This is a genomic window from Kitasatospora sp. NPDC057518 (genome assembly GCF_042802075.1).
Classification (GTDB): Bacteria; Actinomycetota; Actinomycetes; order Streptomycetales; family Streptomycetaceae; genus Kitasatospora.
Genome location: NZ_JBHVEU010000086.1, coordinates 1 through 24243 on the forward strand (window position 1 = coordinate 1; position 24243 = coordinate 24243).

General features: G+C 71.0%; 25 protein-coding genes and 1 pseudogene. 15 read left to right on the plus strand and 11 right to left on the minus strand.

Features of this window, described 5'->3' with window-relative positions:
* The first annotated feature begins 122 nt into the window (after positions 1 to 122).
* Entirely contained in the window at positions 123 to 1724 is a 1602-nt protein-coding gene (locus tag ACFU7Z_RS11870) for a purple acid phosphatase family protein (protein ID WP_380777424.1), read from the plus strand.
* A 109-nt stretch (positions 1725 to 1833) separates the two neighbouring features.
* Positions 1834 to 2499: a lysophospholipid acyltransferase family protein gene (locus ACFU7Z_RS11875; protein ID WP_380777425.1), complete on the plus strand. Its 666-nt coding sequence runs from the start codon at positions 1834 to 1836 to the stop codon at positions 2497 to 2499.
* Positions 2500 to 2578: 79 nt separating this feature from the next.
* On the opposite strand, the gene ACFU7Z_RS11880 is transcribed toward ACFU7Z_RS11875, so the two are convergent.
* Together ACFU7Z_RS11880 and ACFU7Z_RS11885 are read right to left on the minus strand one after the other, a co-directional pair.
* On the minus strand, positions 2579 to 2830 hold the full coding sequence (locus tag ACFU7Z_RS11880; RefSeq protein WP_380777426.1) for a hypothetical protein: 252 nt from the start codon (positions 2828 to 2830) through the stop codon (positions 2579 to 2581).
* Positions 2831 to 3413: 583 nt separating this feature from the next.
* Positions 3414 to 4003, minus strand: a pseudogene (locus ACFU7Z_RS11885) (DUF5959 family protein).
* On the opposite strand from ACFU7Z_RS11885, the gene ACFU7Z_RS11890 reads away from it, so the two are divergent.
* A complete protein-coding gene (locus ACFU7Z_RS11890; RefSeq protein WP_380777427.1) occupies positions 4002 to 4919 on the plus strand; it encodes a phosphorothioated DNA-binding restriction endonuclease in 918 nt (305 codons plus the stop codon). The pseudogene ACFU7Z_RS11885 and the gene ACFU7Z_RS11890 sit on opposite strands and share 2 nt — an antisense overlap.
* A gap of 134 nt (positions 4920 to 5053) precedes the next feature.
* On the opposite strand, the gene ACFU7Z_RS11895 is transcribed toward ACFU7Z_RS11890, so the two are convergent.
* Both ACFU7Z_RS11895 and ACFU7Z_RS11900 read right to left on the minus strand, forming a co-directional pair.
* A complete protein-coding gene (locus ACFU7Z_RS11895; protein ID WP_380777428.1) occupies positions 5054 to 5593 on the minus strand; it encodes a GNAT family N-acetyltransferase in 540 nt (179 codons plus the stop codon).
* A 172-nt stretch (positions 5594 to 5765) separates the two neighbouring features.
* Positions 5766 to 6152, minus strand: a complete 387-nt coding sequence (locus ACFU7Z_RS11900) for a hypothetical protein (RefSeq protein WP_380777429.1) — start codon at positions 6150 to 6152, stop codon at positions 5766 to 5768.
* Positions 6153 to 6279: 127 nt separating this feature from the next.
* Here ACFU7Z_RS11900 and ACFU7Z_RS11905 point away from each other — a divergent pair, with 127 nt between their 5' ends.
* Both ACFU7Z_RS11905 and ACFU7Z_RS11910 read left to right on the plus strand, forming a co-directional pair.
* On the plus strand, positions 6280 to 6774 hold the full coding sequence (locus ACFU7Z_RS11905; RefSeq protein ID WP_380777430.1) for a hypothetical protein: 495 nt from the start codon (positions 6280 to 6282) through the stop codon (positions 6772 to 6774).
* 130 nt (positions 6775 to 6904) lie between these two features.
* On the plus strand, positions 6905 to 7192 hold the full coding sequence (locus ACFU7Z_RS11910; protein ID WP_380777431.1) for a barstar family protein: 288 nt from the start codon (positions 6905 to 6907) through the stop codon (positions 7190 to 7192).
* A 262-nt stretch (positions 7193 to 7454) separates the two neighbouring features.
* On the opposite strand, the gene ACFU7Z_RS11915 is transcribed toward ACFU7Z_RS11910, so the two are convergent.
* The 3 genes from ACFU7Z_RS11915 to ACFU7Z_RS11925 form a co-directional block, all read right to left on the minus strand.
* On the minus strand, positions 7455 to 7973 hold the full coding sequence (locus ACFU7Z_RS11915) for a plasmid pRiA4b ORF-3 family protein (protein ID WP_380777432.1): 519 nt from the start codon (positions 7971 to 7973) through the stop codon (positions 7455 to 7457).
* A 112-nt stretch (positions 7974 to 8085) separates the two neighbouring features.
* Positions 8086 to 8262, minus strand: coding sequence for an e9imm peptide (locus ACFU7Z_RS11920; protein ID WP_380777433.1), 177 nt, complete (start codon positions 8260 to 8262; stop codon positions 8086 to 8088).
* A 106-nt stretch (positions 8263 to 8368) separates the two neighbouring features.
* Positions 8369 to 8968: a TetR/AcrR family transcriptional regulator gene (locus ACFU7Z_RS11925; protein WP_380777434.1), complete on the minus strand. Its 600-nt coding sequence runs from the start codon at positions 8966 to 8968 to the stop codon at positions 8369 to 8371.
* A 56-nt stretch (positions 8969 to 9024) separates the two neighbouring features.
* Between ACFU7Z_RS11925 and ACFU7Z_RS11930 the strand changes: the two genes are divergently transcribed.
* Positions 9025 to 9906, plus strand: coding sequence for an alpha/beta fold hydrolase (locus tag ACFU7Z_RS11930; RefSeq protein ID WP_074002511.1), 882 nt, complete (start codon positions 9025 to 9027; stop codon positions 9904 to 9906).
* 19 nt (positions 9907 to 9925) lie between these two features.
* Here ACFU7Z_RS11930 and ACFU7Z_RS11935 read toward each other — a convergent pair whose 3' ends face one another.
* On the minus strand, positions 9926 to 10270 hold the full coding sequence (locus ACFU7Z_RS11935; protein WP_074002512.1) for a hypothetical protein: 345 nt from the start codon (positions 10268 to 10270) through the stop codon (positions 9926 to 9928).
* A gap of 189 nt (positions 10271 to 10459) precedes the next feature.
* Between ACFU7Z_RS11935 and ACFU7Z_RS11940 the strand changes: the two genes are divergently transcribed.
* From ACFU7Z_RS11940 to ACFU7Z_RS11965, 6 genes are all read left to right on the plus strand, one after another.
* Positions 10460 to 11311, plus strand: coding sequence for a helix-turn-helix transcriptional regulator (locus ACFU7Z_RS11940; protein ID WP_074002513.1), 852 nt, complete (start codon positions 10460 to 10462; stop codon positions 11309 to 11311).
* Between the two features lie 13 nt (positions 11312 to 11324).
* Positions 11325 to 11522, plus strand: a complete 198-nt coding sequence (locus tag ACFU7Z_RS11945) for a DUF397 domain-containing protein (protein ID WP_074002514.1) — start codon at positions 11325 to 11327, stop codon at positions 11520 to 11522.
* A 332-nt stretch (positions 11523 to 11854) separates the two neighbouring features.
* Positions 11855 to 12310: a hypothetical protein gene (locus ACFU7Z_RS11950; protein ID WP_074002515.1), complete on the plus strand. Its 456-nt coding sequence runs from the start codon at positions 11855 to 11857 to the stop codon at positions 12308 to 12310.
* Positions 12310 to 12714 carry a cupredoxin domain-containing protein gene (locus tag ACFU7Z_RS11955; protein ID WP_241852880.1) on the plus strand — a complete coding sequence of 135 codons (405 nt, stop codon included), beginning with the start codon at positions 12310 to 12312 and terminating at the stop codon, positions 12712 to 12714. Before ACFU7Z_RS11950 ends, ACFU7Z_RS11955 begins: the two co-directional genes overlap by 1 nt.
* A 55-nt stretch (positions 12715 to 12769) precedes the next feature.
* Positions 12770 to 16570 carry a hypothetical protein gene (locus ACFU7Z_RS11960; RefSeq protein ID WP_074002516.1) on the plus strand — a complete coding sequence of 1267 codons (3801 nt, stop codon included), beginning with the start codon at positions 12770 to 12772 and terminating at the stop codon, positions 16568 to 16570.
* Between the two features lie 91 nt (positions 16571 to 16661).
* Positions 16662 to 17285, plus strand: a complete 624-nt coding sequence (locus tag ACFU7Z_RS11965) for a hypothetical protein (protein WP_380742944.1) — start codon at positions 16662 to 16664, stop codon at positions 17283 to 17285.
* Here ACFU7Z_RS11965 and ACFU7Z_RS11970 read toward each other — a convergent pair.
* Positions 17273 to 17737 (minus strand): hypothetical protein, encoded by a 465-nt coding sequence (locus ACFU7Z_RS11970; RefSeq protein WP_117487037.1) that lies wholly within the window; start codon positions 17735 to 17737, stop codon positions 17273 to 17275. The two genes, ACFU7Z_RS11965 and ACFU7Z_RS11970, sit on opposite strands and share 13 nt — an antisense overlap.
* A gap of 505 nt (positions 17738 to 18242) precedes the next feature.
* On the opposite strand from ACFU7Z_RS11970, the gene ACFU7Z_RS11975 reads away from it, so the two are divergent.
* Positions 18243 to 19409 carry an alpha/beta hydrolase gene (locus ACFU7Z_RS11975; protein WP_380777435.1) on the plus strand — a complete coding sequence of 389 codons (1167 nt, stop codon included), beginning with the start codon at positions 18243 to 18245 and terminating at the stop codon, positions 19407 to 19409.
* 37 nt (positions 19410 to 19446) lie between these two features.
* Here ACFU7Z_RS11975 and ACFU7Z_RS11980 read toward each other — a convergent pair whose 3' ends face one another.
* Entirely contained in the window at positions 19447 to 19932 is a 486-nt protein-coding gene (locus tag ACFU7Z_RS11980; RefSeq protein ID WP_049650056.1) for a universal stress protein, read from the minus strand.
* 189 nt (positions 19933 to 20121) lie between these two features.
* Positions 20122 to 22308 carry a potassium-transporting ATPase subunit KdpB gene (gene kdpB, locus ACFU7Z_RS11985; RefSeq protein ID WP_380777436.1) on the minus strand — a complete coding sequence of 729 codons (2187 nt, stop codon included), beginning with the start codon at positions 22306 to 22308 and terminating at the stop codon, positions 20122 to 20124.
* A 314-nt stretch (positions 22309 to 22622) separates the two neighbouring features.
* Between kdpB and ACFU7Z_RS11990 the strand changes: the two genes are divergently transcribed.
* Both ACFU7Z_RS11990 and lysA read left to right on the plus strand, forming a co-directional pair.
* Positions 22623 to 22796 (plus strand): hypothetical protein, encoded by a 174-nt coding sequence (locus ACFU7Z_RS11990; protein ID WP_375874815.1) that lies wholly within the window; start codon positions 22623 to 22625, stop codon positions 22794 to 22796.
* Between the two features lie 52 nt (positions 22797 to 22848).
* A complete protein-coding gene (gene lysA / locus ACFU7Z_RS11995; RefSeq protein WP_380777437.1) occupies positions 22849 to 24216 on the plus strand; it encodes a diaminopimelate decarboxylase in 1368 nt (455 codons plus the stop codon).
* Positions 24217 to 24243: the final 27 nt, after the last annotated feature.

Below are 24243 nucleotides of genomic sequence, written 5' to 3' on the forward strand. Positions count from 1 at the left end.
GCCCGGTGCGCGGCGGGCCCTCGCTGTCGTACCAACTCGCCCACCGTGAAAGGGAATCGAAAAAACGTCCGGTGATGCCGGACCTCTTGTCAAAGGTTAGGGAAGTTTCCTAACTTGATGTCATGTCCGAGACCGAGACCCCACGGCACTCCCGGCGCGACCTCCTCCGAGCCGGCGCGGCGGGCGGAGCGGCCCTCGCGGCCGGCGGCCTGCTGCTGCCGGGCACCGCCCTGGCGGCCCCGCGCCCGACCGCCCTCGCCACCCCGACCCTCCCCGTCACCCCGACCTCCTCCACCGCCCCGGCCGTCCCCGCGCCCCGGGGCGAGCGGACCGCCGGGTCCGCGCTGCGGCCCTTCGGCCGGCACCTCGCCTACGGGGCCGACCCGTCCCAGCAGGTCGTCGTCTCCTGGCAGGTGCCGGACGCGGTGACCGCGCCGTTCGTCCGCATCGGCGTCCAGCCCGGCGACTACGGCGCCCCGATCGCCGCCGAGGTCCGCACCCTGGTCAGCAAGCTCTCCTGGCAGAAGCCGGTCGAGGACCAGCCCCTCGTCAAGCCCACCACCGTCACCCAGTACTACCTGCACGCGCGGCTGGACCAGCTGATCCCGGACACCACCTACTACTACGTCGTCGGCCACCAGGGCTACGACCCGGCCGGCCAGGGCGCCCGGCTCGGCGACGTGGCGAGCTTCCGCACCGCGCCCGCCCCCGGCCGCGGCGCCGGATTCACCTTCACCGCCTTCGGCGACCAGGGCATCGGGTACAACGCGGCGGCCACCGGAAACCTGATCGCCGGCCTCGACCCCGCCTTCCACCTCCACATGGGCGACCTCTCCTACGCCAACGCCGGCGGCAGCGGCAAGACCAGCGACGCGTACGACGCCCGCCTGTGGGACTCCTTCTTCGTGCAGAACGAACCCGTCGCCGCGCGGACCCCGTGGATGCCGGCGATCGGCAACCACGAGATGGAGCCCTGGTACGGGACCGACGGCTACGGCGGCATGCGCGCCCGCTTCACCACGCCCGACAACGCCTGGAGCCAGTCCACCGGCATCTACTCCTGGCGCTACCAGAACGTCGGCCTGATCAGCCTCGACGGCAACGACGTCTGCTACAACACCCCCGCCAACCTCGACTACACCAAGGGCAAGCAGAAGAAGTGGCTGGAGAGCCGGCTCGCCGCGCTCCGCGCCGACACCGGCATCGACTTCATCGTCGTCTACCTGCACCAGTGCACGTACTCCACCTGCCACGACAACGGGGCCGAACTCGGCGCGCAGCAGGACTGGGCCCCGCTGTTCGACAAGTACCAGGTGGACCTGGTGCTCAGCGGCCACAACCACGTCTACGAGCGGACCGACCCCATCCGGGCCGGCAAGCCCACCCGCAAGGTCGCCTCCGGCGACACCGTCGACCCGGTCAAGGACGGCACCACCTACGTCGTCGCGGGCGGCGGTGGCGGCGGGCTCTACTCCTTCCCCGCCGCCGACACCTACCTCGGGCACGAGAGCGCCAACGACAAGCCCGTGCCGATGGTGGTCTCCGACCGGAGCGGCCACAACCAGACCGTCAAGGTCACCTGGTCCAGGGTCCGGTACACCGGCTACTGCCTGGTGGCGGTCGACGTGACCCCCGCCGTCGCGGGCAGGCCCGCCCGGATGGAGGTGCGCTCGCTGACCGAGGACGGCACCGCCGTGGACCGGGTCACCGTACAGCGCGGCTGACCCGGCGGCCGGCACCCGGTCCCGTTTGAGTACCGCTACTCAGGCGGGCGGGGCCGGTGTGCCGGGACGATGGCGGTCCCACGACGCCGGAGGCCACGGAGGGCCCGCCATGCTCAGCCGGATCGCCGCCGCCCTGGTGCCCGTCCTCGGGCGCCTGTCCGTCACCTCCGAGACGCCGGGCCCGGTCACCCCGGGCAGCGTCGTCGCGGCCAACCACACCTCGGCCGCCGACCCCGGCGTGGTGCTGGCCGCGCTGCGCCGCCTGGGCACCGAGCCGGTGGTGATGGCGACCGCCGGGCTGTGGCGGGTACCGGTGCTCGGCGGAGCGCTGCGCTCCGGCGGGCACATCCCCGTCCACCGCGGCACGGCCCGGGCGGCCGAAGCCCTCGACGCGGCCGCGGCGGCGCTCGCGGCCGGCCGGGTCGTCCTCATCTACGGCGAGGGCGGCCTGCCCAAGCACCGGGACTCCCGCGACGCGGAACCGGGCGCCTTCCGCACCGGGCTCGCCCGGCTCGCGGCGGCGACCGGCGCCCCCGTGGTGCCGCTCGGCCAGTGCGGCGCCCGCCGCCTCAGCTCGGGCGGCACCGCCAAACAGCTCGCCGGACTCGCCACCGCCCCCGTACGCCGCCCCGCCCTGCACGTCCACCTCGGCGCCCCGCTCCACCTGCCCGGCGACATCCCCGAGGCCACCGCCGCCGCCCACCGGGCCGTCACCGCCGCCTGGCGTACGGCGCAGCGGCGGTGCGGCGGGCGGGGTAGGTCACGGATCATGTGATCCGTGAAAACTCCCCTCCGGGCGAGGGTAGTCAGAGCACCCAGTAAATTTACTGGGTGCCCGGACCGTCCTCGCCCGGTCAGCTCCGGGGCGAGGCCTCCAGTCGGTCGGCGGACCACAGGACGGCGGTCAGCGCCACCAACGCTGGGACGGCCAGGAGGCCGAAGCAGATCGCCCCGGCCTGGGGCGCGCCCATCCCGGCCCGGACGAGACGCCACCCGAGGCCCAGGTCGACCGCCGTCGCCAGGCTGCCGAGACCGCCGGCGGTCACCCGCAGGTGCAGCCGCCGGGACCGGGACGGGGTCGGTGCGGGTGTTTCCTGTGAGAACATGGCAATGCCTTCCGGATCGGATAACGGATTTCGAACCCGATGAGGCATACGGGCGCCGTTCCGGCGAGGGAGCGGCGCCCATTTCATGCCCGTCTGCGGGTCCGGTGACGAGGATACCCACGCTCGGGCAGGGTGTGGACCGCCTCCTGATTCCGAAGCGACGGTCCTGTGCGGGCCGTTGGAGTAGTGCAGATTGATATAAATTATTGCTGATCTCCGCAGGTCAGAGCCATGGTTTCGTCTACGGAGCACACATCTCCACCTGCGAATTCGTGAAATCGCCACAGAAAGAAGCGCACCACATTTCGACGCCGTTCCAGCCCGCAAGTCCGAACTTTGCGGGACGGGCCGCTCTCGTGGGCACTTTTGGATGGCATGCCGACAATGCCTGCCGCCGCTGGGTGGTTGGCATCCGGTCGATCCGGAAAAAAATTCCACCGATCCTTCGATCCGGCCCTGCCCGCCGCGCCACCACCTCGTCGCAGCCCTGGATGTCGCGCCGGACCAAGCCGCGACGTCCGAACTCCTCGACCAGTACGACCAGTTCGCCTCCGGCCGACAGCAGGCCGGGCCGTTGCCATCCCTACACTGACGGGATCGGGCTCCAGGAGTCCAGCAGGTTCCGGAGGCGTTCGCGGTGGTCCGCGATCCACCCTTCCGGCAGGTCGATCGGAACCCGCACGGTGACCATCGAGCCCGACTCGTCCTCGACAACCACCTCGGGGCACCCGCGCTCACCGGTGAGCTGGATGAAGACGGACGGTCCGCTGTCCATCTCCATCCACTCGATGTCCTGGCATCGAGCCTGTCCAGGGCCAGGCCCCACTCCTCCAACTTCGAGGCCGACAGCACCAGGTCGATGCGCCCACTCACGAAGGGCGTCGCCACGGCGATCTCGGCCGCAAGCCCGCCGGACCATCGCGGGTGCCGACCCAGGACGGTGACCCCGACGCCGTTGCCCTCATCGTCAGCGAGAACGACAAGATCCATCGGAGCCACCTCGGCCATGACTCTCCCCCGTTCAACCGGCACGAGAGGGCATCGTGGCTCACCCGTCACGCTCGAGGCCAGCGCATTCCGGCCGGAGTGACCTCGACCGGCTCGGGGAGCCGGGGGCAGACCCGTCGGCCCGGGTGATCCCTTCGCCGTGCCGCGAACTACGCTGGCCGGCATGGACTGGCTCGATCGGGTGGCGCGGCTGAGGCGCTGGACGAAGGGCGGCGAGCGTGCGCCGCACAAGCCGTTGCTGCTGCTCTACGCGCTCGGCGGGTACCAGCGGGACGCGGGCGGTGAACTGCGGTACAGCGCGGTCGAGGAGGAGCTGAAGCGGCTGCTCGTCGAGTACGGGCCGCCGCGTCCGACGACCCCCGCCTACCCGTTCCACCACCTGGTCAGCGACGGGGTGTGGGAGGTCCGCACCGACCAAGGGCCGGGGAGTCCCGGCAGCGGGGTCGGGGTCCTCCGGGCGAGCGGGGCCGCCGGCAGGCTCGCGCCCGCGCTGCGGGCCGCGCTCGGCGAGGAGCCGGCCCTGCTGGGCCGGATGGCCCGGGTGCTGCTGGACGCCCACTTCCCGACGTCCCTGCACGCCGACCTCTGCGAGGCGGTCGGCCTCGACCTGGAGCGGGCCGAGACCGGGGCCGTGGGCGGGCCCGAGGCCGCGGCCCGGCGGCAGCGCGACCGGCGGATGCGTGAACTGATACTCACCGCCTACGAGTTCCAGTGCGCCTTCTGCGGCTACGACGGCGCCCTCGGGGCGAGCCCGGTCGGACTGGAGGCCGCGCACGTGCGCTGGTGGTCGCACGACGGGCCGGACGAGGTCGACAACGGCCTGTGCCTGTGCTCACTGCACCACAAGCTCTTCGACAAGGGCGTGTTGGGCCTCGGCGGGGGCCATCGCATCCTGGTCTCCGACCGCTTCGTCGGCCGCAGCGAGGCCAGCCGCCGCCACGTGCTCGCACTCTCCGGCCGCCCGCTCATCGGCCCCCAGCCCGGCCGCCCCCCGGTCGCCGACCGCCACCGGCAGTGGCACACGCGCCAGGTGTTCCACGGCGTCCCGCGCCAGCCCGCGGAGCAGGGGGCCTTGGTCTAGTCGTACTGACCGGGAAGGTTCGCCGGATCGGCGGTTCGAGCGGTTGGATGTCCGGAGACGTCCGATGCGACCGTCGGGGGTGTGGTGGCTGAGCCTGTCCGCGTGCGCAGGTCGACCGACCAGGAGGGAGAGCGTCAGGCCCTCACACCACGCGCGATTCGGTACAGCACGTTCGGACGCAGTGGCCCTTCGGGCGCGGCGGGGTCGTCGAAATCGTCAGCCGGGTCGCGGGTCATGCCGATCCGGCGCATCACTGCTTGGGAACGGATGTTGGTAGCAGTCGTCACTGCAAGAATCTCGGGGAGTTCAAGCGTTTCGAAGCCGAAGGCAAGACCAGCCAGGGCGGCCTCGGTGGCGTAACCCTGGCCCCAGGCCGAGCGAGCGAGCCTCCAACCGATCTCTACCCCCGTGAACGGCATGTCATCATCCACCTGGTCCAAGCCCGCGAAGCCGATGAACTCGCCGGTGGCCTGCACTTGAACCGCCCACCATCCGTAGCCTCGCCGGTCGAACTCGGCCTGGAACCGCGCCACGGAGGCATCGCTCCGTTCACGGGTGAGCAGGTCGCCCAAGTGCTCCCGAACCTCAGGATCGGCATTCATAGCCGCCCACGGTTCAAGGTCGGAGTCTTGCCATCGACGGAGCACGAGGCGATCGGTACGCAGTTCAGCCATGCTGCCCAGCCAACGTGAGCGCCGCCCCCAAGGCAATCCATTTTCTCCGGGACCGCTACCGCCGCTCAGGAGGGGACTGCTCGGCCGGCTCCTAGACTGACGAAGCGACCACCGCCCCGGCGGGCATCCCGCTGGTCGGATCCTCGGTCACCACAGACAACCAACGGCCGGTTCAGCGGGTCGGCATGCCTCCATGCGGACTGTTGACCACCAGCGGCAGTGAGCCCTCGGCAAGGTAGAAGTGCCCGGGAAAGTAGTCGATGTGGAGGTGGCCGCCGTCCTCGGCGGAAGCCATGCCGCGCAGGCCGTCCGCGAGTACCGCCCGGCCGGCGGAGTCACCGCTGATCACGAGGAACTGCCGCTCGGAGTCCAGATGGACAAGGACACCCGGGCCGGCGGTCCCCTTCACCTCGATTCCCGCCAGGGCGTCGGCGTCCGGCGAGGGGGTAGAGCCGAGAAGCCCCTTGCCCTCGGCCACCGCGCTCGCCAGACGGTTCAGCTCCTCCGCCGACGCCGTCAGATCCACTTCGCCGTACACGGGGTCGCTGACGAGTCTCACGCGGTCGGCACTCCTTCACGATCGGAATCCCTGATGCTACTGAATCTGGGCGGGTGAGGTCGGGGGGCGGTGAGTGTGCCGGTGCCCCGGACTGTTCCGCGGGTGGCTGCCGCGCCAGGATGAGCGCATGACCGAGAGTGAAGCGGACCTGCCGGCGCTGCTGCGCGAGCTCGACGATCCGGCGTGGCTGGAGTGGCCGCAGCGCTACGACCGTCGCGGGACCGCGGTTCGCTTCGGTGCTCTGGTGGCTCGGCTCGAAGGCGACTTCGCTGCTCCCTGCCCGGCCGAGCAGGACGCCCAGGACTCCAGCGAGTACGGACGGGTCGTCGTTCCCGGGGACGCGACCGTCTGCGGAACCCGGATCGTCGTCTGCGTCAGCAAGTTCGGCTCACTGGCGCTGGTCTGCGCCGACAACCCGGGCGCCTTCCTCGGGACGGAGGAAGCCCAGGCCGAGGGCGAGCTGGACAGCGCGGACCTCGCCAGGGTCAACCGGGCGCTGGTCGAACTCGGCTATGTCGTGGTGGCCGAGGAACTACTGGAGAGCGACTACGACGGGCCGAGCCGACTGCCCTCGTACATTCAGCGGCCCACCTGGTCGGACCGCTTCTTCGGCTACTTCTGACGACCGCGTCGACAGGGTCGGTCCGGCAGTCGTCGGGCAGCCGTCGATCACCGTCGGCCGGTAGCACTCTCGAGGCTTCCTCGGTCGGAGTGTGTCTCTTGGCCGGCAGTCGGCTCGCTACCCTGCTGGGATGATGGACAGCGAGCTGATAGTCGACCTGCGCGGTCGGCGGATCGAGACACTGAACGACTTCTGGGACGAGGTGAGCGAGCCCTGCGGGCTGCCGGAGTGGTTCGGTCGGAACCTGAACGCGTGGTCGGACACGATCGAGACCCGGGGCATCTCCGAGGTGATCGACAGCCACGACATCCTGGTCGTGCACGTCGACCGGCGGGGTCTCTTCGAAGGGCACCGGAGGGACGCCGGCGTCCTGGCCGAAATCTTCGACGGAGAGCAGAACCGGCTCGTCGTCCACTGACCAACCCGCCGAAGAGTCAGGCTCCTGTAGTGCTTTGACCCAGGCCAAGACCAGCACTGACCTGACAAAGCACTACCGGTGCAGCACCGCGTTGATCCTGCGAGGGTCTTGATCGCCCCCGGCGGGGTTGGGGGCGCGATCGGCTGGGCGCGGTCCGGTTTCAGTCGTGGATGAGTACGGCCGTGTAGTCGGCCAGGGCGGTGTTGATCTCGGCTGGGTCGAACGCGGCGGGGTCGAACTGGTCGGCCGAGTCGAGGCCGAGCTATTCGAGTCGTTCCTCGTGTTCTTCGTGGCCGGGGTCGGTGAGAACCTCGACGAGGTACTCGTATCCCCAGATCCCGCCGCAGTCCTCGGGCGGGCCGGCCTGTCGGCCGGTGAGGCAGTGCGGGTAGGAGACACCGGGTTCGGCGTCTCCTACGGCCTCGACGAGGATGTCGTGCTCCCAGTTGTCGCCGAAGTCGTAGATGTAGCGGAACCGCGTGCCGACGCCGGGGGCGATCTGGTCGAGGCGCATCGCCGTCGCGTCGCGGATCCCCAGGTCCCGATCGGTGACGCCGTACCGTTCCCGCCCGGTCTCGAAGGCCCACATGTGGTAGTCCTCCCAGCCGAACGCGGCCTGGACCAGGTCGTGCAGCCGCCGCAGATCCGTGCCCGACGGCACCTGCAGGCGACGCCAGATCGGGGGCTTGGAGCCGGACAGGGTGACCTTGATCGTGTGGACGGACGTTCCCGGGGCGGTCCGGGAACGGGTGGGCGGCTTCACGCGCCTGGTGTTCGACATGGCCGCCATCCTGCCAGCGGCACCGGTTCCCGTACGGGCGTCGGCCGTCGGCCCACCCGCCCGTGTGACAATGCGCTGCACTGGCTGAAGCAGGTCCGAGCGGTTGTCGTTCTCACAGCGCGAACGGGCGGTGGGCCAGGGCCAGTTCGACGACCTCGGCCGCTGTCGGCTCCGGCCCGTCGGCCGAGTAGATCAAGTCGCTGACGTAGCCACTCGGACAGCCAAGGCCCCTGTCCAGGGCCTCCAGCGTGCGGTCGATCTCGGCGTCGTCGTAGCAGTCCCCATCCATGATCCTCTGCACCATCGCAATGGCCGACTCATGAGTCATCACTGCTTCAGCCACCCCCTCCGGGATGAGGGGAGTCTAGTGAGTCACGTGATCGACCGGGCAAGTCCTAGCCGGGGAAGAGCCGCCCGAGGTGGTAGCGCAGGACGGTGGTGGCGGCCTCCGCCGTTCGCTGGCCGAGGAGGACGCTGAGGCCGAGGCCGGCGGAGACGGCGAGGAGGACGACGGCCTCCTGGCGGGGGTCCAGCTGCGGGTCGGCGGTTCCGGCCTGTTGGGCGGCGGTCAGCTGGGCGGTGAGGAAGGCCTCCATCTCGTTGGGTGCGGCGAGGAACCGGGGCCCGCCGAGGGCCGGATCGGTGACGGAGAGCACCGCGTACTCGGTGTGGATGAGGTGGAAGGCCCGGCTCTCCTCGTCGGTGGGGACGGCTTCGAGCAGGACGGCTTCGATGATGCCGCGCGGGTCGGTGGCCCCGCTCGCGCGGACGCGCCGCTGGACGCGTTCGCCCATGCGGGCCGTCAGCCGGGTCATGGCGGCGAGCAGCAACTGCTCCTTGGTGTCGAAGTAGTACTGCACGAGGCGCACTGAGACGCCGGCCTCGATGGCCACCGACCGCATGGTGACGGAGTGCAGGCCGCTGTTCGCCGCCGAGCGGAGCAGGGCGTCGATGATGTGGGCCCGCCGCTCCTCGTGATCCACCAGCTTCGGCATCGGGTTCCTTCCGGATCTTTTTGTGGTACAACCATACCATCAAACAGGGAGGGATCATGACCAGGACCAGCGTCGGACACTTCGTCAGCGAGCCGGCTCGGGCGAAGTTCCTTGAGGCGTACGACCGGGCGATGGAACTCTGGCCGGGCCCGCGCCGGGAACTCGACATCGAGACCGCGTACGGGAGCGTCCACGTCCACCGCTACGGCGCGACGACCGGCGAGCCGATCGTGCTGCTGCACGGCCACGCCGGGCACCCGTCCAACTGGTACCCGCAGATCGCGGCGCTCGGCGAGCGGCACCCTGTCTACGCGATCGACACCCTGGACGACCCGGGCCGCAGCGTGCAACGCGCCGTCGCAGCCGGGTCGGAGGAGAACGCGGCCTGGCTCGGGGAGGTGCTGGCCGGCCTCGGGTTGGGGCGGGTCCACCTGGTGGGGGTGTCGTACGGCGGCTGGCTGGCGCTCAACCAGGCGATCCACGCGCCCGAGCGGCTGGCCTCGGTCGCACCGCTCGACCCGGGCGGGATCGAGAAGGTCCCCGCGCGGTTCTACGCCCACATGGTCGGCGGCCTGTTCGGCATGCTCGCCCCGCGCCCGCTGCGCCCGGCGGTCGGCCGGCTGCTGGCCAACCCGGCACTGAGCGCGCCGCGCGAGATGATCGCACCGCTGATGCTCGCCATGCGGAGCTACAAGCCGGGCAGCCGCCCGCCGGCCCGGCCGTTCACGGACGGGGAGTTGGCGTCGATCGAGCTGCCGGTGCTGGTGCTGGTGGGCAGGCGCAGCGCGCTGCTGAGGCCGCGCCAGGTGGTGGAGCGGGTCACCCGCCTGATCCCGGGCGTGCGGGCGGAGGTTGTCGAGAAGGCCGGACACGGACTCAATCTGGAGCAGCCCGAGCTGGTCAACGAGCGCCTGCTGGCCTTCGTCGAGCGCGGGTAGGGGGAGGTACGGGGGAGGTTCAGGCCGCAGCGGCGCGGCTCACGGTGGCGGCCTTCGGTGGGGAGAGCCAGATCAGCCGGGCGGTGATGCCCGGCCGTCCGGAGAAGTGGCGCACGGCCCGCTCGGGCGAGGGGAGGGTCATCCGCGTCCGCCCATTGATGCTGATCACGTGGCTCCGGCCGTCCGAGTCGGCGAGCCCCCAGGCCGCGACCCACCCGTCGGCGTTCTCGCCGCACACCTGGACGACGGCGAACAGCCGGGGTGCGGTGTCGAGCACGAGCCCGCACAGCTCCTGGTCGAAGGTCGGTTCGACCGGCGGGCGGAGCGTGGCCGGGCGGGAGTTTGGCGAGGGCGTAGTGCTCATGGAAGTCTCCTACATGTAGGGGAGTTGGACGCCGCACTGCTGTCACCGCCGGCAGCGGGCATCCATGACGCAGGGTCAAAAGTAGCCAGTCGGTAGTATGTAGTCCACCGCCTTTGAGGAATCTGTATCACTACCACTCCCATGGGTGACGGGCGCCGACGACGGCGGTCGAGAGCGAGGAGACAGCGGATGCCGCCCAGCAAGACTCCGCCGAGCATCCGGCAGCGGCGACTCGGCGCGGAGCTGCGCCGGTTGCGCGAGCAGGCGGGACTCTCGGTCACACGAGCCGGGGAACTGCACGGCACCCCGCAGTCCCGCATCAGCAACATCGAATCCGGCGGGTACCCGGTGAGCGCGGATCGCGTACGGACCCTGGCGCGTCTCTACGGCTGCGCGGACGACGCCCTGATCGAGGCGCTGACGCACATGACCGGCGGCCGCACGCGCGGCTGGTGGGAGGAGTACCGCGAGATCCTCCCGGCCGGCGCGCTCGACCTGGCGGAACTCGAACACCACACGCAGACGATGCGGATCGTCTCAGTGGTTCACATCCCTGGTCTTCTCCAGACCCCTGAGCATGCTCGTGCCCTGTTCCGGGACGTAGTCCCGCCGTTGTCCCCGCCCGAAGTGGAGCACCTGGTATCCCACCGCATCAAGCGACAGGCGGTGCTCTTCGGTGACCGTCCGATGCCGCTGTCGGCCGTCGTCCATGAGACGGCCTTGCGGATGGGTTTCGGGGGCCGCAAGGTTACCCGTGATCAGCTCGAATATCTGTTGACCATGAGTGAGCACCCGCACATCGATCTTCGTGTCATCCCGTTCGGCACCGGTAGCTACCCCAGTTCCGGTGCCGGGATCGTGTACTTCGCAGCAGAGGTCGCGCGGTTGGACAGTGTCCAGGTCGATGGGGACCGATTCGAGTTCATTGACACCGAGCCGCAGCTGATCAAGTATCGAGCCGTATTGGATCGGCTGGAGGCGAGTGCGCTCAAGCCCGACGCGTCCCGCGACCTGATCCGCCGTACCGCCCAGAGCATGTGAGACGGGAAGAACCATGGCCGTTCAGAGCTGGCAGAAGTCCTCGTTCAGCGGCGACACCGCCAACTGCATCTACGTCTCAGCAGTTGCCGACGCCACTGTCCGGATTCGTGAGAGCGATGACCCCGACACCGTCCTCGCCACTTCGCCGGGCGCGCTCGGCGCGCTCCTGTGCGGCGTCAAGGCCGGGGAGTTCGACCACCTGACGACGTGACCTGCGCGGAGTGCACCCTTCCGGCCCGTGCCCCAGGTGTCCCGGGGCACGGGCCGGCGTCATTCCCCTTGCGTGCGGGAGAAGTAGGCCACGGCGACAACGAACCCCCACCAACGGGCGGGGCCGGCCGTCCGGGCCTCGTCGTAGCGCCGCAGGACCAGGCGGGCGAGGGTCGGGTGGGGGCGGTTGGGACCGGCTGGGGAGGGCAGCGGACGGGGCGCTGGGCTGTTGGTATGACGTTCGGACGGTTGGGCGCGCGGGTGGATCTCCGGCCGGTTAACGTCGGCCGCAATGCGTTCGTACGCCCATACGTCCTCAGACCGGAGGTTTCAGTGCAGCGGTGGATCATCCTGACGGTACTCACCTCGGCCCTCACCGGCCTCACCGGCGCCGCGGGGGCCGCCGTACCGGCCCGTGCCGACGAGCCGGTCCCCACCACCGTCACCCTCGGCGACGCCGTCATCGACCCCAAGCTCCCCGGCCGGGTCCGGGTACAGGTCGAGTACCTCTGCTCGATCGCGGACGAGGCCCGTTCGCTCACCGTCTCCGTCGAACAGAGAGACCCGGAGGACAACACCGCCGTCGCCTTCGGCTCCAGCCGGACCGCGGAGGCGGACGTGATCTGCGACGGCACGCCGCAGACACGGAAGGTCCTCGTCCAGTCCAAGACCACCAACTGGATCCCGGATGTCGACGCCATCCTCACCACCACCGTCTCCAACATCGGCGCCACCCCGTCGGCCGCCGCCGACTCCAAGCGGGCCAGGCTGCTCGCCACCCCCAACTGATGCGGACCCTCCTCCGGGCCTCGACCCTCCTGCTCGCCGCGGGCCCCGTACTGACCGGCTGCGTCAGCTCGTTCATGGTGCCGGGCCCGGAGGAGACCAGCAGTACCGTCGCGCCGTCGTCGCCATCCACGGCCCCGCCGTCGCCCAGCCCCTTCACGGGGACGGTGACGATCCGCGACTTCTCCTTCGAGCCGGCCGACTTCACCCTCCGCCCGGGCACGGCGGTCACCGTGACCAACACCGGCACCACCGCCCACACCCTCACCGCCCAGGACGGCACCTTCGACACCGGCCCGATCGCCCCGGGCGGCAGCGCGACACTCACCGCTCCCACCCAGCCGGGCGGGTACTCGTACCTCTGTACGTTCCACCACTTCATGCGCGGGATTCTGACCGTGGCGTGAGGGGCTATTGCCCTACGCTCGTCCCCTGCACATGGGGACGGGGAGGGTACGAGGGATGGTCGACAGCACGTCGAACACGATGAGCGGCACGACGAACGGCCCGGTCGTGCAGGCCGGGCACATCGGGGCTGTCTACGTGGGCGGGAGCCAGCCCTCGGCCGTACCGGAAGGGGCCGACGCGTGGGTACGGGCCGCTGCCGAGTCGCGGGTCTGGAGGCACGTCCGGGAGGACCGGGACGTCGAGCCGTACCGGTGCGTCGTCCTGAAGGCCGTCGGTGAACTGGCCCGACTGCGGGACGAGACGGTGCTCGCCGAAGACCCGTGGCAGGACCCCGGGATCGCGGTGCGCTTCGCTTCACGGGTCGACTGGCTGCTCGGCGACGATCGGCTCGACCTGTACCCGGCCGAGGCCGCGCTATTGGTTGTGCTGCCGCTCCTCTACCGGGTCCGTGCGCTGCGTCTGGCTGCGGCGAGGTCCGCTATCAATCCGACCGATCTCGCGCCCTCGCCCGAACCCGACGTCGACCGGGCCGCGTACGAGCAGTTCATCGAGTCATACGACCTGCTCGTGGGCCGCACCCGAACCCGACCCGCCTCTGCCGCCACGCTCGGTTGGTGGCTCTTCCATCGCTGGCTCGACCAGCACGAAGACCTCGCCGACCCCGAGGGCGTCCAGGAGATCATCGACCAGTTGCCGATGCTCGCCGACCTCGGCGAGACCTTCGCCCTCAAGCGCGTCTGCGCCCTGCTGCACGGTCTCCGTCGGGGCCCTGACGTCGGCAACCGCGACTACCTGGCAAGCCTCAGCGCCGACGACCACCTGCGAGCCCCCGGCGAACAGCACGTCCGGGAGCCCAGGTTGGCCCTGCTGCTCGCGCTGGCGTACGGGACCGCCATCGAGATGACCGCCCTGCCCGAGATCGTGGCCGAACACCTCGGCATCCCGTACGAGGTCGACCTCACCGACCTGCGCCGAACGTTGGACGAGGCCGCGTGGGGCGGCTCCTACGACCTGCCGGTACTGCGCGCCGAGTGCCACCACGAGGCGGTAGTCGAAGGACTGCGCGAGTACACCGCCCGGGCCGACGAACTCCTCCACGCCGTCCGCCGGGTCCTCACCACACACCCACTTCCCACTCGTCTCGCCTCGGACGAAACCGCCCCCGCCGCCGGCGCCTTCACCGGCTGGGCCCGCTTCCGCATGGATGAACGGAGGGTGCGCAGCCTACTGATGGGCGTAGAGCTCTACCGCGACCGAGATCTGGCCGTCCGTGAGCTCTACCAGAACGCCCTCGATGCCTGCCGCTACCGCCGCGCCCGCACGGAGTACCTGGACCGCACCAACCCCATCGCGACCTTCACCTACGACGGTCGTATCGAGTTCCGCCAGGGCGTGGACGAGAACGGCCGCGCCTACCTGGAGTGCCAGGACAACGGCGTCGGCATGGGGGAGGAGGAGCTGAGGGGCGTCTTCTCCAACGCCGGCGCCCGCTTCGCGGAGCAGCTGGACTTCAAGCTCGAACGCGCCGAGTGGCGCAAGGTCGACCCGCCCGTCGAGCTGTATCCGAACAGCCGATTCGGCATCGGCGTCCTGAGCTACTTCATGCTCGCCGACGAGATCCAGGTCACCACCTGCCGCCTGGACGCCTCGGGTCAGTTGGGTCCGCAACTGGATGTGTCCATTTACGGCCCGAGCCACCTCTTCCGCATCGCCAAACGGTCGGAGCAGGGCCGTGATCCGGGCACCATCGTACGGCTGTACCTGCGGGATGACATTGAGATGGCCGAGTCGTGGTCGTGTGTGGATGTCCTCGAACGTCTCCTAGCCGTCGCGGAGTTCTCGGTTTCGGCGCTGCACGGGGACCGGGAAGTCGCTTGGGAGCCGGGGCTTCTGAAAACGCGGAAGGCGCCTCAGGGCGAGTCCTTCGGCTTCAGCGCCTGGGGCCGGATGATGTCCTGGTCGGGTGCCCCGGAGGGCGCGCAGGTGACGTGGTGCGAGCACGGCGGGGCCCTGCTGGTGGACGGGCTGGTGGTCGAGCCGGAGGTCGTTCGCGGGGTCGTCTCGCCGCGCGGATTGTCCGGCGCTGTTGTGAACCTCACTGGAAAGCTGTCATCGAAGAAGTTGTCCGTTGATCGCCGGCGCGTCATCAGTGACCTATCGGAGACGGTCCGGGAACTGTTGGTGGCAGCAGTGGGTGAGTTCGTGAGCGGATCGGCTGTGCTGAGCATGGAGTGGATCCATCAGGTGACGGAGGGGAACTGCCACCTTGCCGATCTGGTGGCCGCCGAGGCCATCCGGCAGGGCCATGGGTTTGAGTTCCTCGGGATCGAGTACGAAACCCGTCGTACGGGTTGCTTCCTGGCGGATGCCGGAATTCTGAAGTGGTTCGAAAATCTGGATGACTTCGCCAGCGGGACGATTCTGGGCAACGTGCCTGATCACGTTCTGCTCTGGAGAATGTTGGCTCACGGGCTGGACGATTCGGTCCCGGAACTGGCGAGCCTCTGCCCAGAGTTGCCCGCAGCCCAGGCAGTGCGTCCGGCGATGCCGTCCGATATCGCCGTGTTGGCACCAAGGCACCAGAACTTCGGACAAAGGATGTGGGCCCCCTCGTACCTGAATGAGAGGTCGATCTCGGAAATTGCGCGGAATCTCGGTGTCACTCCTGAGAGCGCTCACGCCAGGGCTTTTGAGTTAGGTATTCTTCGTCGTCGCGGTTTGAGTCTCCGGCAGGTCTCCGACTATCCGTCCGTGGCCGTCAGTGAGTTGTTGGCCATGGCGGATCGAAACGGGATTTCGGTAAAGGAGGCGGCGGATGTGTTGTTCGGCTCGGGCTGGGAGCTTGATCCCGAGATCGTGGATCTCGCTGTAGCCGTCGACACCGACCCCGTCTTCCTCTGGAAGCGGTCGGGGAAAGGCGCCCGCTGGGACGGGCCCAAGCCGGGAGGCGCGGTGCCGCCAGGGCATCTGGTCAAAGCCGGCCGGGTGTTGGGGATTCCGATTGACCAGGTCTGTGTGGCGATGGCGAACTACGGCCTTGAGGCGGACACGACTGGTCTGCCGCCAATTCCCTCCGACGAGACTGTGGCACTGTTGAGTTGGGAACTTGAGGACACTGGTCCTTGGCTGGAACGATCGGAAATGGTGCCGCCGGATCATCTCCTGCGCGCGGTGCGGGATCTGGGAATCACGGTGGAGCGGGCCGCGGAGGTTCTTGAGGCAGCCGGGTTCACCGTGTCACGCGTCCCGGAGGATGCCTGTGTCGCGGATCTCGAGTTGTTCCAGGATGGGGGTCCGCATTGGCATGATGCGGCCGACCTAACCTTTGAGCGGCTCTTCGCCTTGGTGGCGTCGAGGAATTCCTCACTGTGGGAGGTCATTGAGCGGTGTCGGGCCTACGGTCTGGACGTTCCGATCGCCTTGCCGGAGAGTCTCACCCGATTGGACGAGGAACTCTTCGCGCGCGACAGCGTCATGGACTGGAGTGACCTGCGGGTGGGTGATCCTGTGCCGTTCGCTCGCTTGATCATGGCCGCCCGCAGGCTTCAGCGTCATCCCGGAGAGCTGGCTCGCCATCTGAGGTCTCGCGGGATCGTTCCCTCCAGCGACGACCTGCCGGCGGGGGTTACGTCGGACCAGGCGTTCGACCTCCTCGACCGATCGCGATCGTGGTCGATCGGAACGCCGTGGATCGAGGAAGTCACCCTGGCCGGTCTGTTGAAGCACTCGCTGAAGACAGGACAGCGGATGGCACAGATCACCGAGTGGTACCACCAGTGGGGTATCAAGGCCCTCGGCGCGGCCGAACTGATCCGTGCAGCCCTCGCCCGGGTGCCCATGGCCGACCCCTCCTGAGCACCGAATCCACCCGTGAACAGGGCTGCTGCAACGTGCCTCCTTGTTCTACAGTTCTGTAGAACATTACGCACGGCGATCGGGGACGAGCATGGACAGGCCGCTTCGGCTGCCGCAGCAGGATCGGGCGGACTTCGAGACGGAGCTCGGGCGGGCGCTCTCGGCGCCGGAGGTGCGGGCGGCGTTGCGGGCGAGTGGGGAGGAGGCCCGGGGGGTGGAGCGGTTGCGGCGGACGGCGCGGGAGAACGCGGAGTTCGTGCTGGCCGCGGCGGCGCCGGAGTACGAGCGGTACGCGGCGTTGCGGGCGGATGCCGATGCGGTGGCGCGGCTGCCGGTGGACGTGCCGGCCAGGGAGCGGGCGTCGGGGTGGTGGGGGGTGCTGGGGGTGGTGGTGCCGATCATCGCGGTGGGGGCGGCGGTGGTCTTCCTGCTGCTGGGTTCCGTGCTGGGGCTGGTCGAGGACATGGAGGTGCTGGCGCACGCGCTGGTGGACGCCGGGTGGGTGTCGGCCGGGGCGGGTGCGGTGAGTCTGCTGGTGGGCGGGCTGGGGTTGCTGGGGGCGGCCCGGTCTAGGGGGCCGGAGGCCGGGGAGGCGGCGGACGGGCCGGGGGAGCTGGTGCTGGCGCGGGATGCCTGGCGGTCGGCGCTGGCGGAGCGCGGGCTGGTGCCGTACCTGGTGGCGCAGGCGAGTGCGGCGCCTGGTCAGCGGCGCTGATCGAGTCTCGCCGTGCGGGCGGCGTCGACGAGGAGCTGGGCGGCGTCCGGGGGGATGGCCAGGCGGCGGGCGATCCAGGGGGCGGGGCGGCCGGCCCGGGCGAGCATCCAGGCGGAGTACAGGTGGCCGAGCTGGGGGGCGTTCTCGGCGAGCAGTATGGGGCGGACGGCCTCCATCGGGAAGCCTTCGAGGGCGCGGGCGCTGTACTCGCGGCCGTTGGGGCCGGGTGGGGGTAGCGGGAGTGGGCGGCGGAGGTCGATCCAGCGGCTGAGCAGGACCGCGCCGACCACCAGGAGGCCGGTGCCGGAGGCGCCGATCAGGATGCCGCCGATGACGGGGCGGTCCTCCTCCTCGGCCATGCCGAGGGCGATCTCCTCCAGGACGAGCAGGCCGAGCACGGTGAGCAGCACCGCGGCTTCGGCGGGGCGCGGGTGGGTCCGGGACGTCGTCATGCGGAACCTCTTCCTCGGCGGGGCGGCCGGGGGTTTCGGGCGGGCGCGGCGATTCACCTTCCGTACAACGGGCGGTGGGCGGCCCGGGGCACGCGTCACGGTTCAGGCGGTGAAATCGCGGATGAGAATTGACGGACCGTCAAGAAGGCGATGTGGACGGCTTGTTGGCCGATCGGGAAGGGCCGGCCGGGTGGGCCGTCTGGCGGAGGCTGCGACCGCACCTCCTTCCGGTCGGGCGCACCAGGGCGGTGCGTGCGTCGACGGGGCGAGGGGCCCGACCAGGGGCGGGCTTCGGGTCAGCATAGCCTGGGCATGCCAACTTCGACAGGCTTGTCGAAGTTGCGGAACCCGGGCTCGCGGTGGCGTGCCCGGAGGTGTCCGACCGGCTACTTTGAGTACGGAGCTCCGCTTCCACGGCCGGCCTTCGCGGCAGGGTTCCACAGCGCCGGGTTCCGCGGCCGGGTTCCGCGGCCGGGATTCACGGCGGTAGGGGAGGTCGGGGCCGATGGGGCTCACCAACCACAAGCTGCTGGCGCTGACGGCGCTGCTCGCGGTGTTCACGGTGCTCGGCACGCTGTGGGTCTGGCCCCGGCTGGCCGTCCGGAGCTGGCCCGCGATGTTCCTGCGGCTCGGCACCATCGCCGTCACCCAGCTGGCCCTGCTGGTCACGCTGGGGCTCGCCGTCAACGACTACTTCGTGTTCTACAGCAGCTGGTCCGACCTGCTGGGGCGCGAGCACGGCGCGGGGGTGATCCGGGGGACGGGCGGTGGTACGGGGGGCGGTGGTACGGCGGCGGGCAGCGGCACCGGTGCGGGCGCGGCCGGCGTGCAGGTGCTCGGTCCGGCGGAGATCACCGGCGCGGGGGCGGTCGGCCGCGATCCGGCCCGGATCGGGCGGCTCGACCGGGTGCGGCTGCCCGGGGCGACCACCGGGCTGAGCTCCGACGGCTACGTCTACCTGCCGCCGCAGTACTTCCAACCCGGCGGCGAGGCACGGCACTTCCCGGCCGTGCTGGTGCTGACCGGCTTCCCCGGCGACGCCGCCAACCTGGTCACCAAGCTGCGCTACCCGGCGGCCGAACTCGACCTGCTGCGCAAGGGGTCGATGCAGCCGACCGTCCTGGTGCTGATGCGGCCCTCGCCGACCATGCCCCGGGACAGCGAGTGCGAGGACATCCCGAACGGGCCGCAGGCGCAGCGCTACTTCACCACCGACGTGCCCGCCGACCTGCGGGCCTCCTACCGGGTGCTGGACGGCACCGGCAGCCTGGGGATCGTCGGCGACTCGACCGGCGGCTACTGCGCGGTCAAGCTGGGCATGGAGCACCCGCGGACCTTCCCGGCGGCCGTCTCGCTCTCCGGCTACTTCAAGGCGGCGGAGGACGTCACGACGGGCGACCTCTTCGCGGGCGACCCGCGGCGCCGCGCCGAGGCCGACCTCGACTGGCGCCTGGCCCACCTGCCGATGCCGCCCCTGGCGGTGCTGCTCGCGGACAGCAAGGAGGACGGCAGCACCTACGCCGACTCCAGCGCCTTCGCGGCGGCGGCCCGTCCGCCGCTGGTGGTCGACCAGGAGGCGGTCGACACCGGCGGCCACAACTTCACCACCTGGGGCCGGCTCATCCCGCCCGCCCTCGGCTGGCTGAGCGCCCACCTGCGCGTCCCGGAGTAGCGCAAGTGGGCGTCAGCAGAAGGCCGGTGACGATCTGTCAGCGGGCCAGCAGGGGGAGCGGCGCGCCGGTGCGGGCCGGGAGTTCGAGGCGGGTGAGGAGGGCCGAGGGCGAGACCTCGACCACCCGGCAGCCGGCCCGGTGGCGGCAGTGGCGGGCGACCGAGCCGTGCCGCAGGCGGTCCAGGCGGCGGCGGGTGGCGGCGCCGAGGACGAGCAGGTCCGCCGGGCCGGTGACGGCGCCGACCAGGGCGGGGCCGGGCTCGGCGTTGACCACCAGCGGGTGGATGACCAGGTCGGACGGGTAGCCGCCGTAGGCCTGGTCGAAGGCGACGTCGAGGCGTCGCCGGGCGGCGTGCTCGAGTTCGGAGAGCGGCCGTAGGCCGTCCCGCTCGTTGGCGGCCCAGGCGGCCACGGGCACCAGCACCGCCTGGTGCCGGGCCGCCTCGCCGACGGCGTGGTAGAGGGCGGCCAGACTGCTCAGTGATCCGCTCAGGCCGACGATCACTCGGGTGGTCCCGGTCATGGCCGTTCGCCTCCGTCTCTCCGGCGGCTCTCTCCATCGGGCTCCGCCGGTTCGGAACTCCTTGCTTCGGATGTCTCCAGTGAACCCCGGAACGGAGCCGTCCGTACCGCCGCTGACACCACCATGACGCAGGTCGCCCACATTTTGACAGCGCTCTGACGGGCCGGTCGGGATCCCCCGGCCGATCGCTCAGCCCAGCCCCGGGACGAACTGGACGATCAGGTCGATCGCCTTGATGCCGAGGAACGGCAGCACCAGCCCGCCCAGTCCGTACACCCGCAGGTTGCGCCGGAGCAGGTCGGTCGCGGAGGCCGGCTGGTAGCGCACGCCGCGCAGGGCGAGCGGGATCAGGGCGACGATGATCAGCGCGTTGAAGATGATCGCGGAGGCGATCGCCGAGGTGGGGCTGTGCAGCTCCATGATGTTGAGGTGGTGCAGCCCGGGGTAGGCGTTCGCGAACATCGCGGGGATGATCGCGAAGAACTTGGCCACGTCGTTGGTGATCGAGAAGGTGGTCAACGCACCCCGGGTGATGAGGAGTTGCTTGCCCACCCGGACGATCTCGATCAGCTTCGCCGGATTGGAGTCGAGGTCGACCATGTTGCCGGCCTCCTTGGCGGCCGGGGTGCCGGAGTTCATCGCGACGCCGACGTCGGCCTGGGCGAGGGCGGGGGCGTCGTTGGTGCCGTCGCCGGTCATCGCGACCATGTTCCCGGCGGCCTGTTCGCGCCGCAGGTGGGCGAGCTTGTCCTCCGGGGTGGCCTCGGCGAGGAAGTCGTCCACCCCGGCCTCGGCGGCGATGGCGCGCGCGGTCAGCGGGTTGTCCCCGGTGACCATGACGGTACGGATGCCCATCCGCCGCAGCTCGGCGAAGCGTTCGGCGATGCCCTCCTTCACCACGTCCTTGAGCTCGACCACGCCCAACGCCCGTGCGCCGTGCCGGTCGTGGACGGCGACCAGCAGCGGGGTGCCGCCGGTCCCGGCGATCCGGTCCACCAGCGGTTCGGCCTCCGCCGGCAGTCGCCCGCCGGAGTCCGCGACCCAGCGGGCGACGGCGTTCGCCGCGCCCTTGCGGACCAGGCAGGTGGTGCCGTCCGGCCAGGTGAGGTCGACGCCGCTCATCCGGCTGTGGGCGGTGAACGGTACGGGCTGCTGCTCGCCGAGTTCGCCGGGGGAGCGCGGCGGCACCCAGTACTGACGGTTCGTCAGTTCGACCAGTGACCGCCCCTCCGGTGTCTCGTCCGCGACGGAGGCCAACTGGGCGGCCTCGGCGAGCTGTTCGGTGGTCGCCCCGGGCAGCGGATGCAGGGCGACGGCCCGTCGGTTGCCGTGGGTGATGGTGCCGGTCTTGTCGAGCAGCAGCACGTCCACGTCCCCGGCGGCCTCCACCGCCCGGCCGGAGAGGGCGACCACGTTGCGCTGCACCAGCCGGTCCATCCCGGCGATGCCGATCGCGGAGAGCAGCGCGCCGATCGTGGTCGGGATCAGCGCGACCATCAACGCGACCAGCACGATGGTGGTCTGGGGCGCGTGCGCGTAGACGGCCATCGGCTGGAGCGAGACCACCGAGAGCAGGAAGACGATGGTCAGCGAGGCCAGCAGGATGTTGAGCGCGATCTCGTTCGGCGTCTTCTGCCGGTCGGCGCCCTCGACCAGGGCGATCATCCGGTCCACGAAGCTCTGCCCGGGGCGGGAGGTGACCCGGACGACCAGGTGGTCGGAGAGCACCCTGGTACCGCCGGTGACGCCGGTGCGGTCACCGCCGGACTCGCGGATGACGGGTGCCGACTCCCCGGTGATCGCCGACTCGTCGACCGTGGCGACGCCCTCGACCACCTCGCCGTCCCGCGGGACCACCTCGCCGGCCGGGACGAGCACGATGTCGTGCACCATCAACTGCTCGGCGGGGATGACCTCGTGGCGGTGGTCCCGGGTGCCGACCCGCCAGTGCAGCAGCCGCCGGGCGGTGGTGGCGGACTGGGCGCGGCGCAGCGACTCGGCCTGCGCCTTGCCGCGGCTCTCCGCGACGGCCTCGGCGAGGTTGGCGAACAGCACGGTCAGCCAGAGCCAGAAGGAGATCACCCAGGCGAAGACGCCCGGGTGGAGGACGGCGCTGATCGTGGTGAGCGCGGAGCCCGTCTCCACCACCAGCATCACCGGGTTGCGCATCATGGTGCGCGGGTGGAGCTTGCGGACGGCGGCGGGCAGCGCCTCGGCCAGCTGGCGGCGGGTGATCAGCCGGCGGCGGCCGCCCGGCGAGGTGGGCCGGTGGCTCGGCGGCGGCTCGGGCGCGGGGGCCGCGGTGCGCTCCGGGCGGCGGAACCAGTTCTGCTGGTCGGGGGTGTTGTCCGGGGTGGTGAGGGCCGAACGGCGCATCGTCTCGGGGGACCTTCCGGGCCGCCCCGGTTCGTCGGGGGCGGCGGGTTCGGGTGGGGCTGCGGGGACGGCGGACAGCCCACCACCGGAGAACCGGGGGACATGCCGCTCTTGACACAGGATTGGCGGCGAAACCCCCGTCCTTGACGGAGCTCTGACACCGCCGCCGGCCGACCGCCGGACGGCTGTCAGGAAGGCGTCAAGGACGGGCCCCGGGCCGTACGCCCTGCGTCAAGGGCGGGTGCGGTCGGTGTGCGGAGGGTCTCCACTGGAGGGGTGCGGCCGCCCGGGCCGCCGTCTGGAGGGACCCCGCCATGACCACTGTCACCGCCGTCATCGACGTCGACGAGCCGCTGGAGCGGACGGTCCGCCTCGTGCCCGCCGCCTGGCGCCGGGACCGCCCCGAGCCGCCGGAACCGTCCCCGGCCGCCGACCGGGACCGCACCCGCCCGGCGAACTGCCGCTTCGCGATGCACTACGAGGACTGACACCCGTCAGGGCGTCCCGCCGCCCACGCGCCCACCCAGAGGAGCAGCCGCCATGACCCAGCTCATCGCCCCGCCCGTCCCCACCACCCCCGGGACCGCCCCTGGAGCCGTCTCCGCCGACGTGCTCGGCGGCCCCTGGCCGGCCACGGCGCGGCCCGGCCGGGGAGCCGATCTGCTGATCGGCGGGGTCGGACTGGCCGAGGCCGCCGAGCGGTTCGGCACCCCGCTGTACGTGCTGGACGAGGCCGAGGTCCGGGGGCGGGCCCGGGCGTACCGGCGGGCGCTGCCGCACGCCGAGGTGCTGTACGCGGCCAAGGCCTTCCTCTGCAGCGCGATGGCCGACTGGGTGGAGCAGGAGGGGCTGGGCCTGGACGTCTGCTCGTCCGGCGAGCTGTGGCTGGCGGTCTCGGCCGGCTTCCCGGCGCAGCGGATCCTGCTGCACGGCAACGCCAAGTCCCCGGAGGAACTGCGGCTGGCGCGGCGGCTGCGGGTCGGGCGGATCGTCATCGACGGCCCGGCGGAGATCGCGCGGCTGGCCGCCCTGGTGGCCGCCGACACGCCGCAGAAGGTGCTGGTCCGGATCGTCCCGGGGATCGCCGCCGGGCACCACGCGGCGGTGCGGACCGGGGTCGGCGGGCAGAAGTTCGGCTTCCCTGTCGAGGGCGGCGACGCGGCCGACGCGATCGCCCGGGTGCTCGACCAGCCGGGGCTCGAACTGGCGGGCCTGCACTGCCACCTGGGCTCGCAGATCACCTCGGTCGAGCCGTACCTGGAGGCGGTGGACGCGGTGGTGCGGCTGCTCGCCGAGACCCGGGACCGGCACGGCGTCGAACTGCCCGAACTGGACCTCGGCGGCGGCCACGGCATCAGGTACCTGCCCGGGGACGAGGAGTTGGACCTCGCCGAGTTCGCCGTCCGGGTCACCGACCGGCTGGCGGTGCGCTGCGCCGAGGCCGACCTGGACGTGCCCCGGCTGATCGTCGAACCCGGCCGCGCGATCGCCGGACCGGCCGCCGTGGCGGTCTACCGGGTGCTGTCCGTCAAGCACACGGCGGACGGCCGCTGCTTCGTCGCGGTGGACGGCGGCATGAGCGACAACCCGCGCCCGGCCCTCTACGGATCGCCGTACACGGTGCGGCTGGTCGGCCGCCGCTCGGAGGCGGGGGAGACGCGGGTCGACGTGGTCGGCCGCCACTGCGAGGCCGGGGACGTGCTCGTCCGCGACGCCGTACTGCCCGCCGACCTACGCCCCGGCGACCTGCTGGCGATGCCGGCGGCCGGCGCCTACCAGCTGTCCATGGCGTCCGGCTACAACCTGGTCGGCCGCCCGGCCGTGGTCGCGGTGAAGGACGGCCGGGCCCGCCTGCTGATCCGGCGCGAGACGGTCGAGGACTTCCGCCTGCGCGAGGTCGGCCGCTGACGGCGGACGGCGGCCGCGTGGGAAGTC

Coding starts and splice junctions, on each gene's coding strand:
- ACFU7Z_RS11870 (WP_380777424.1), top strand. CDS start 123: ATGTCCGAGACCGAGACCCCACGGCACTCCCGGCGCGACCTCCTCCGA.
- ACFU7Z_RS11875 (WP_380777425.1), top strand. CDS start 1,834: ATGCTCAGCCGGATCGCCGCCGCCCTGGTGCCCGTCCTCGGGCGCCTG.
- ACFU7Z_RS11880 (WP_380777426.1), bottom strand. CDS start 2,830: ATGTTCTCACAGGAAACACCCGCACCGACCCCGTCCCGGTCCCGGCGG.
- ACFU7Z_RS11890 (WP_380777427.1), top strand. CDS start 4,002: ATGGACTGGCTCGATCGGGTGGCGCGGCTGAGGCGCTGGACGAAGGGC.
- ACFU7Z_RS11895 (WP_380777428.1), bottom strand. CDS start 5,593: ATGGCTGAACTGCGTACCGATCGCCTCGTGCTCCGTCGATGGCAAGAC.
- ACFU7Z_RS11905 (WP_380777430.1), top strand. CDS start 6,280: ATGACCGAGAGTGAAGCGGACCTGCCGGCGCTGCTGCGCGAGCTCGAC.
- ACFU7Z_RS11910 (WP_380777431.1), top strand. CDS start 6,905: ATGATGGACAGCGAGCTGATAGTCGACCTGCGCGGTCGGCGGATCGAG.
- ACFU7Z_RS11915 (WP_380777432.1), bottom strand. CDS start 7,973: ATGTCGAACACCAGGCGCGTGAAGCCGCCCACCCGTTCCCGGACCGCC.
- ACFU7Z_RS11920 (WP_380777433.1), bottom strand. CDS start 8,262: ATGGATGGGGACTGCTACGACGACGCCGAGATCGACCGCACGCTGGAG.
- ACFU7Z_RS11925 (WP_380777434.1), bottom strand. CDS start 8,968: ATGCCGAAGCTGGTGGATCACGAGGAGCGGCGGGCCCACATCATCGAC.
- ACFU7Z_RS11930 (WP_074002511.1), top strand. CDS start 9,025: ATGACCAGGACCAGCGTCGGACACTTCGTCAGCGAGCCGGCTCGGGCG.
- ACFU7Z_RS11935 (WP_074002512.1), bottom strand. CDS start 10,270: ATGAGCACTACGCCCTCGCCAAACTCCCGCCCGGCCACGCTCCGCCCG.
- ACFU7Z_RS11940 (WP_074002513.1), top strand. CDS start 10,460: ATGCCGCCCAGCAAGACTCCGCCGAGCATCCGGCAGCGGCGACTCGGC.
- ACFU7Z_RS11945 (WP_074002514.1), top strand. CDS start 11,325: ATGGCCGTTCAGAGCTGGCAGAAGTCCTCGTTCAGCGGCGACACCGCC.
- ACFU7Z_RS11955 (WP_241852880.1), top strand. CDS start 12,310: ATGCGGACCCTCCTCCGGGCCTCGACCCTCCTGCTCGCCGCGGGCCCC.
- ACFU7Z_RS11960 (WP_074002516.1), top strand. CDS start 12,770: ATGGTCGACAGCACGTCGAACACGATGAGCGGCACGACGAACGGCCCG.
- ACFU7Z_RS11965 (WP_380742944.1), top strand. CDS start 16,662: ATGGACAGGCCGCTTCGGCTGCCGCAGCAGGATCGGGCGGACTTCGAG.
- ACFU7Z_RS11970 (WP_117487037.1), bottom strand. CDS start 17,737: ATGACGACGTCCCGGACCCACCCGCGCCCCGCCGAAGCCGCGGTGCTG.
- ACFU7Z_RS11975 (WP_380777435.1), top strand. CDS start 18,243: ATGGGGCTCACCAACCACAAGCTGCTGGCGCTGACGGCGCTGCTCGCG.
- ACFU7Z_RS11980 (WP_049650056.1), bottom strand. CDS start 19,932: ATGACCGGGACCACCCGAGTGATCGTCGGCCTGAGCGGATCACTGAGC.
- kdpB (WP_380777436.1), bottom strand. CDS start 22,308: ATGCGCCGTTCGGCCCTCACCACCCCGGACAACACCCCCGACCAGCAG.
- ACFU7Z_RS11990 (WP_375874815.1), top strand. CDS start 22,623: ATGACCACTGTCACCGCCGTCATCGACGTCGACGAGCCGCTGGAGCGG.
- lysA (WP_380777437.1), top strand. CDS start 22,849: ATGACCCAGCTCATCGCCCCGCCCGTCCCCACCACCCCCGGGACCGCC.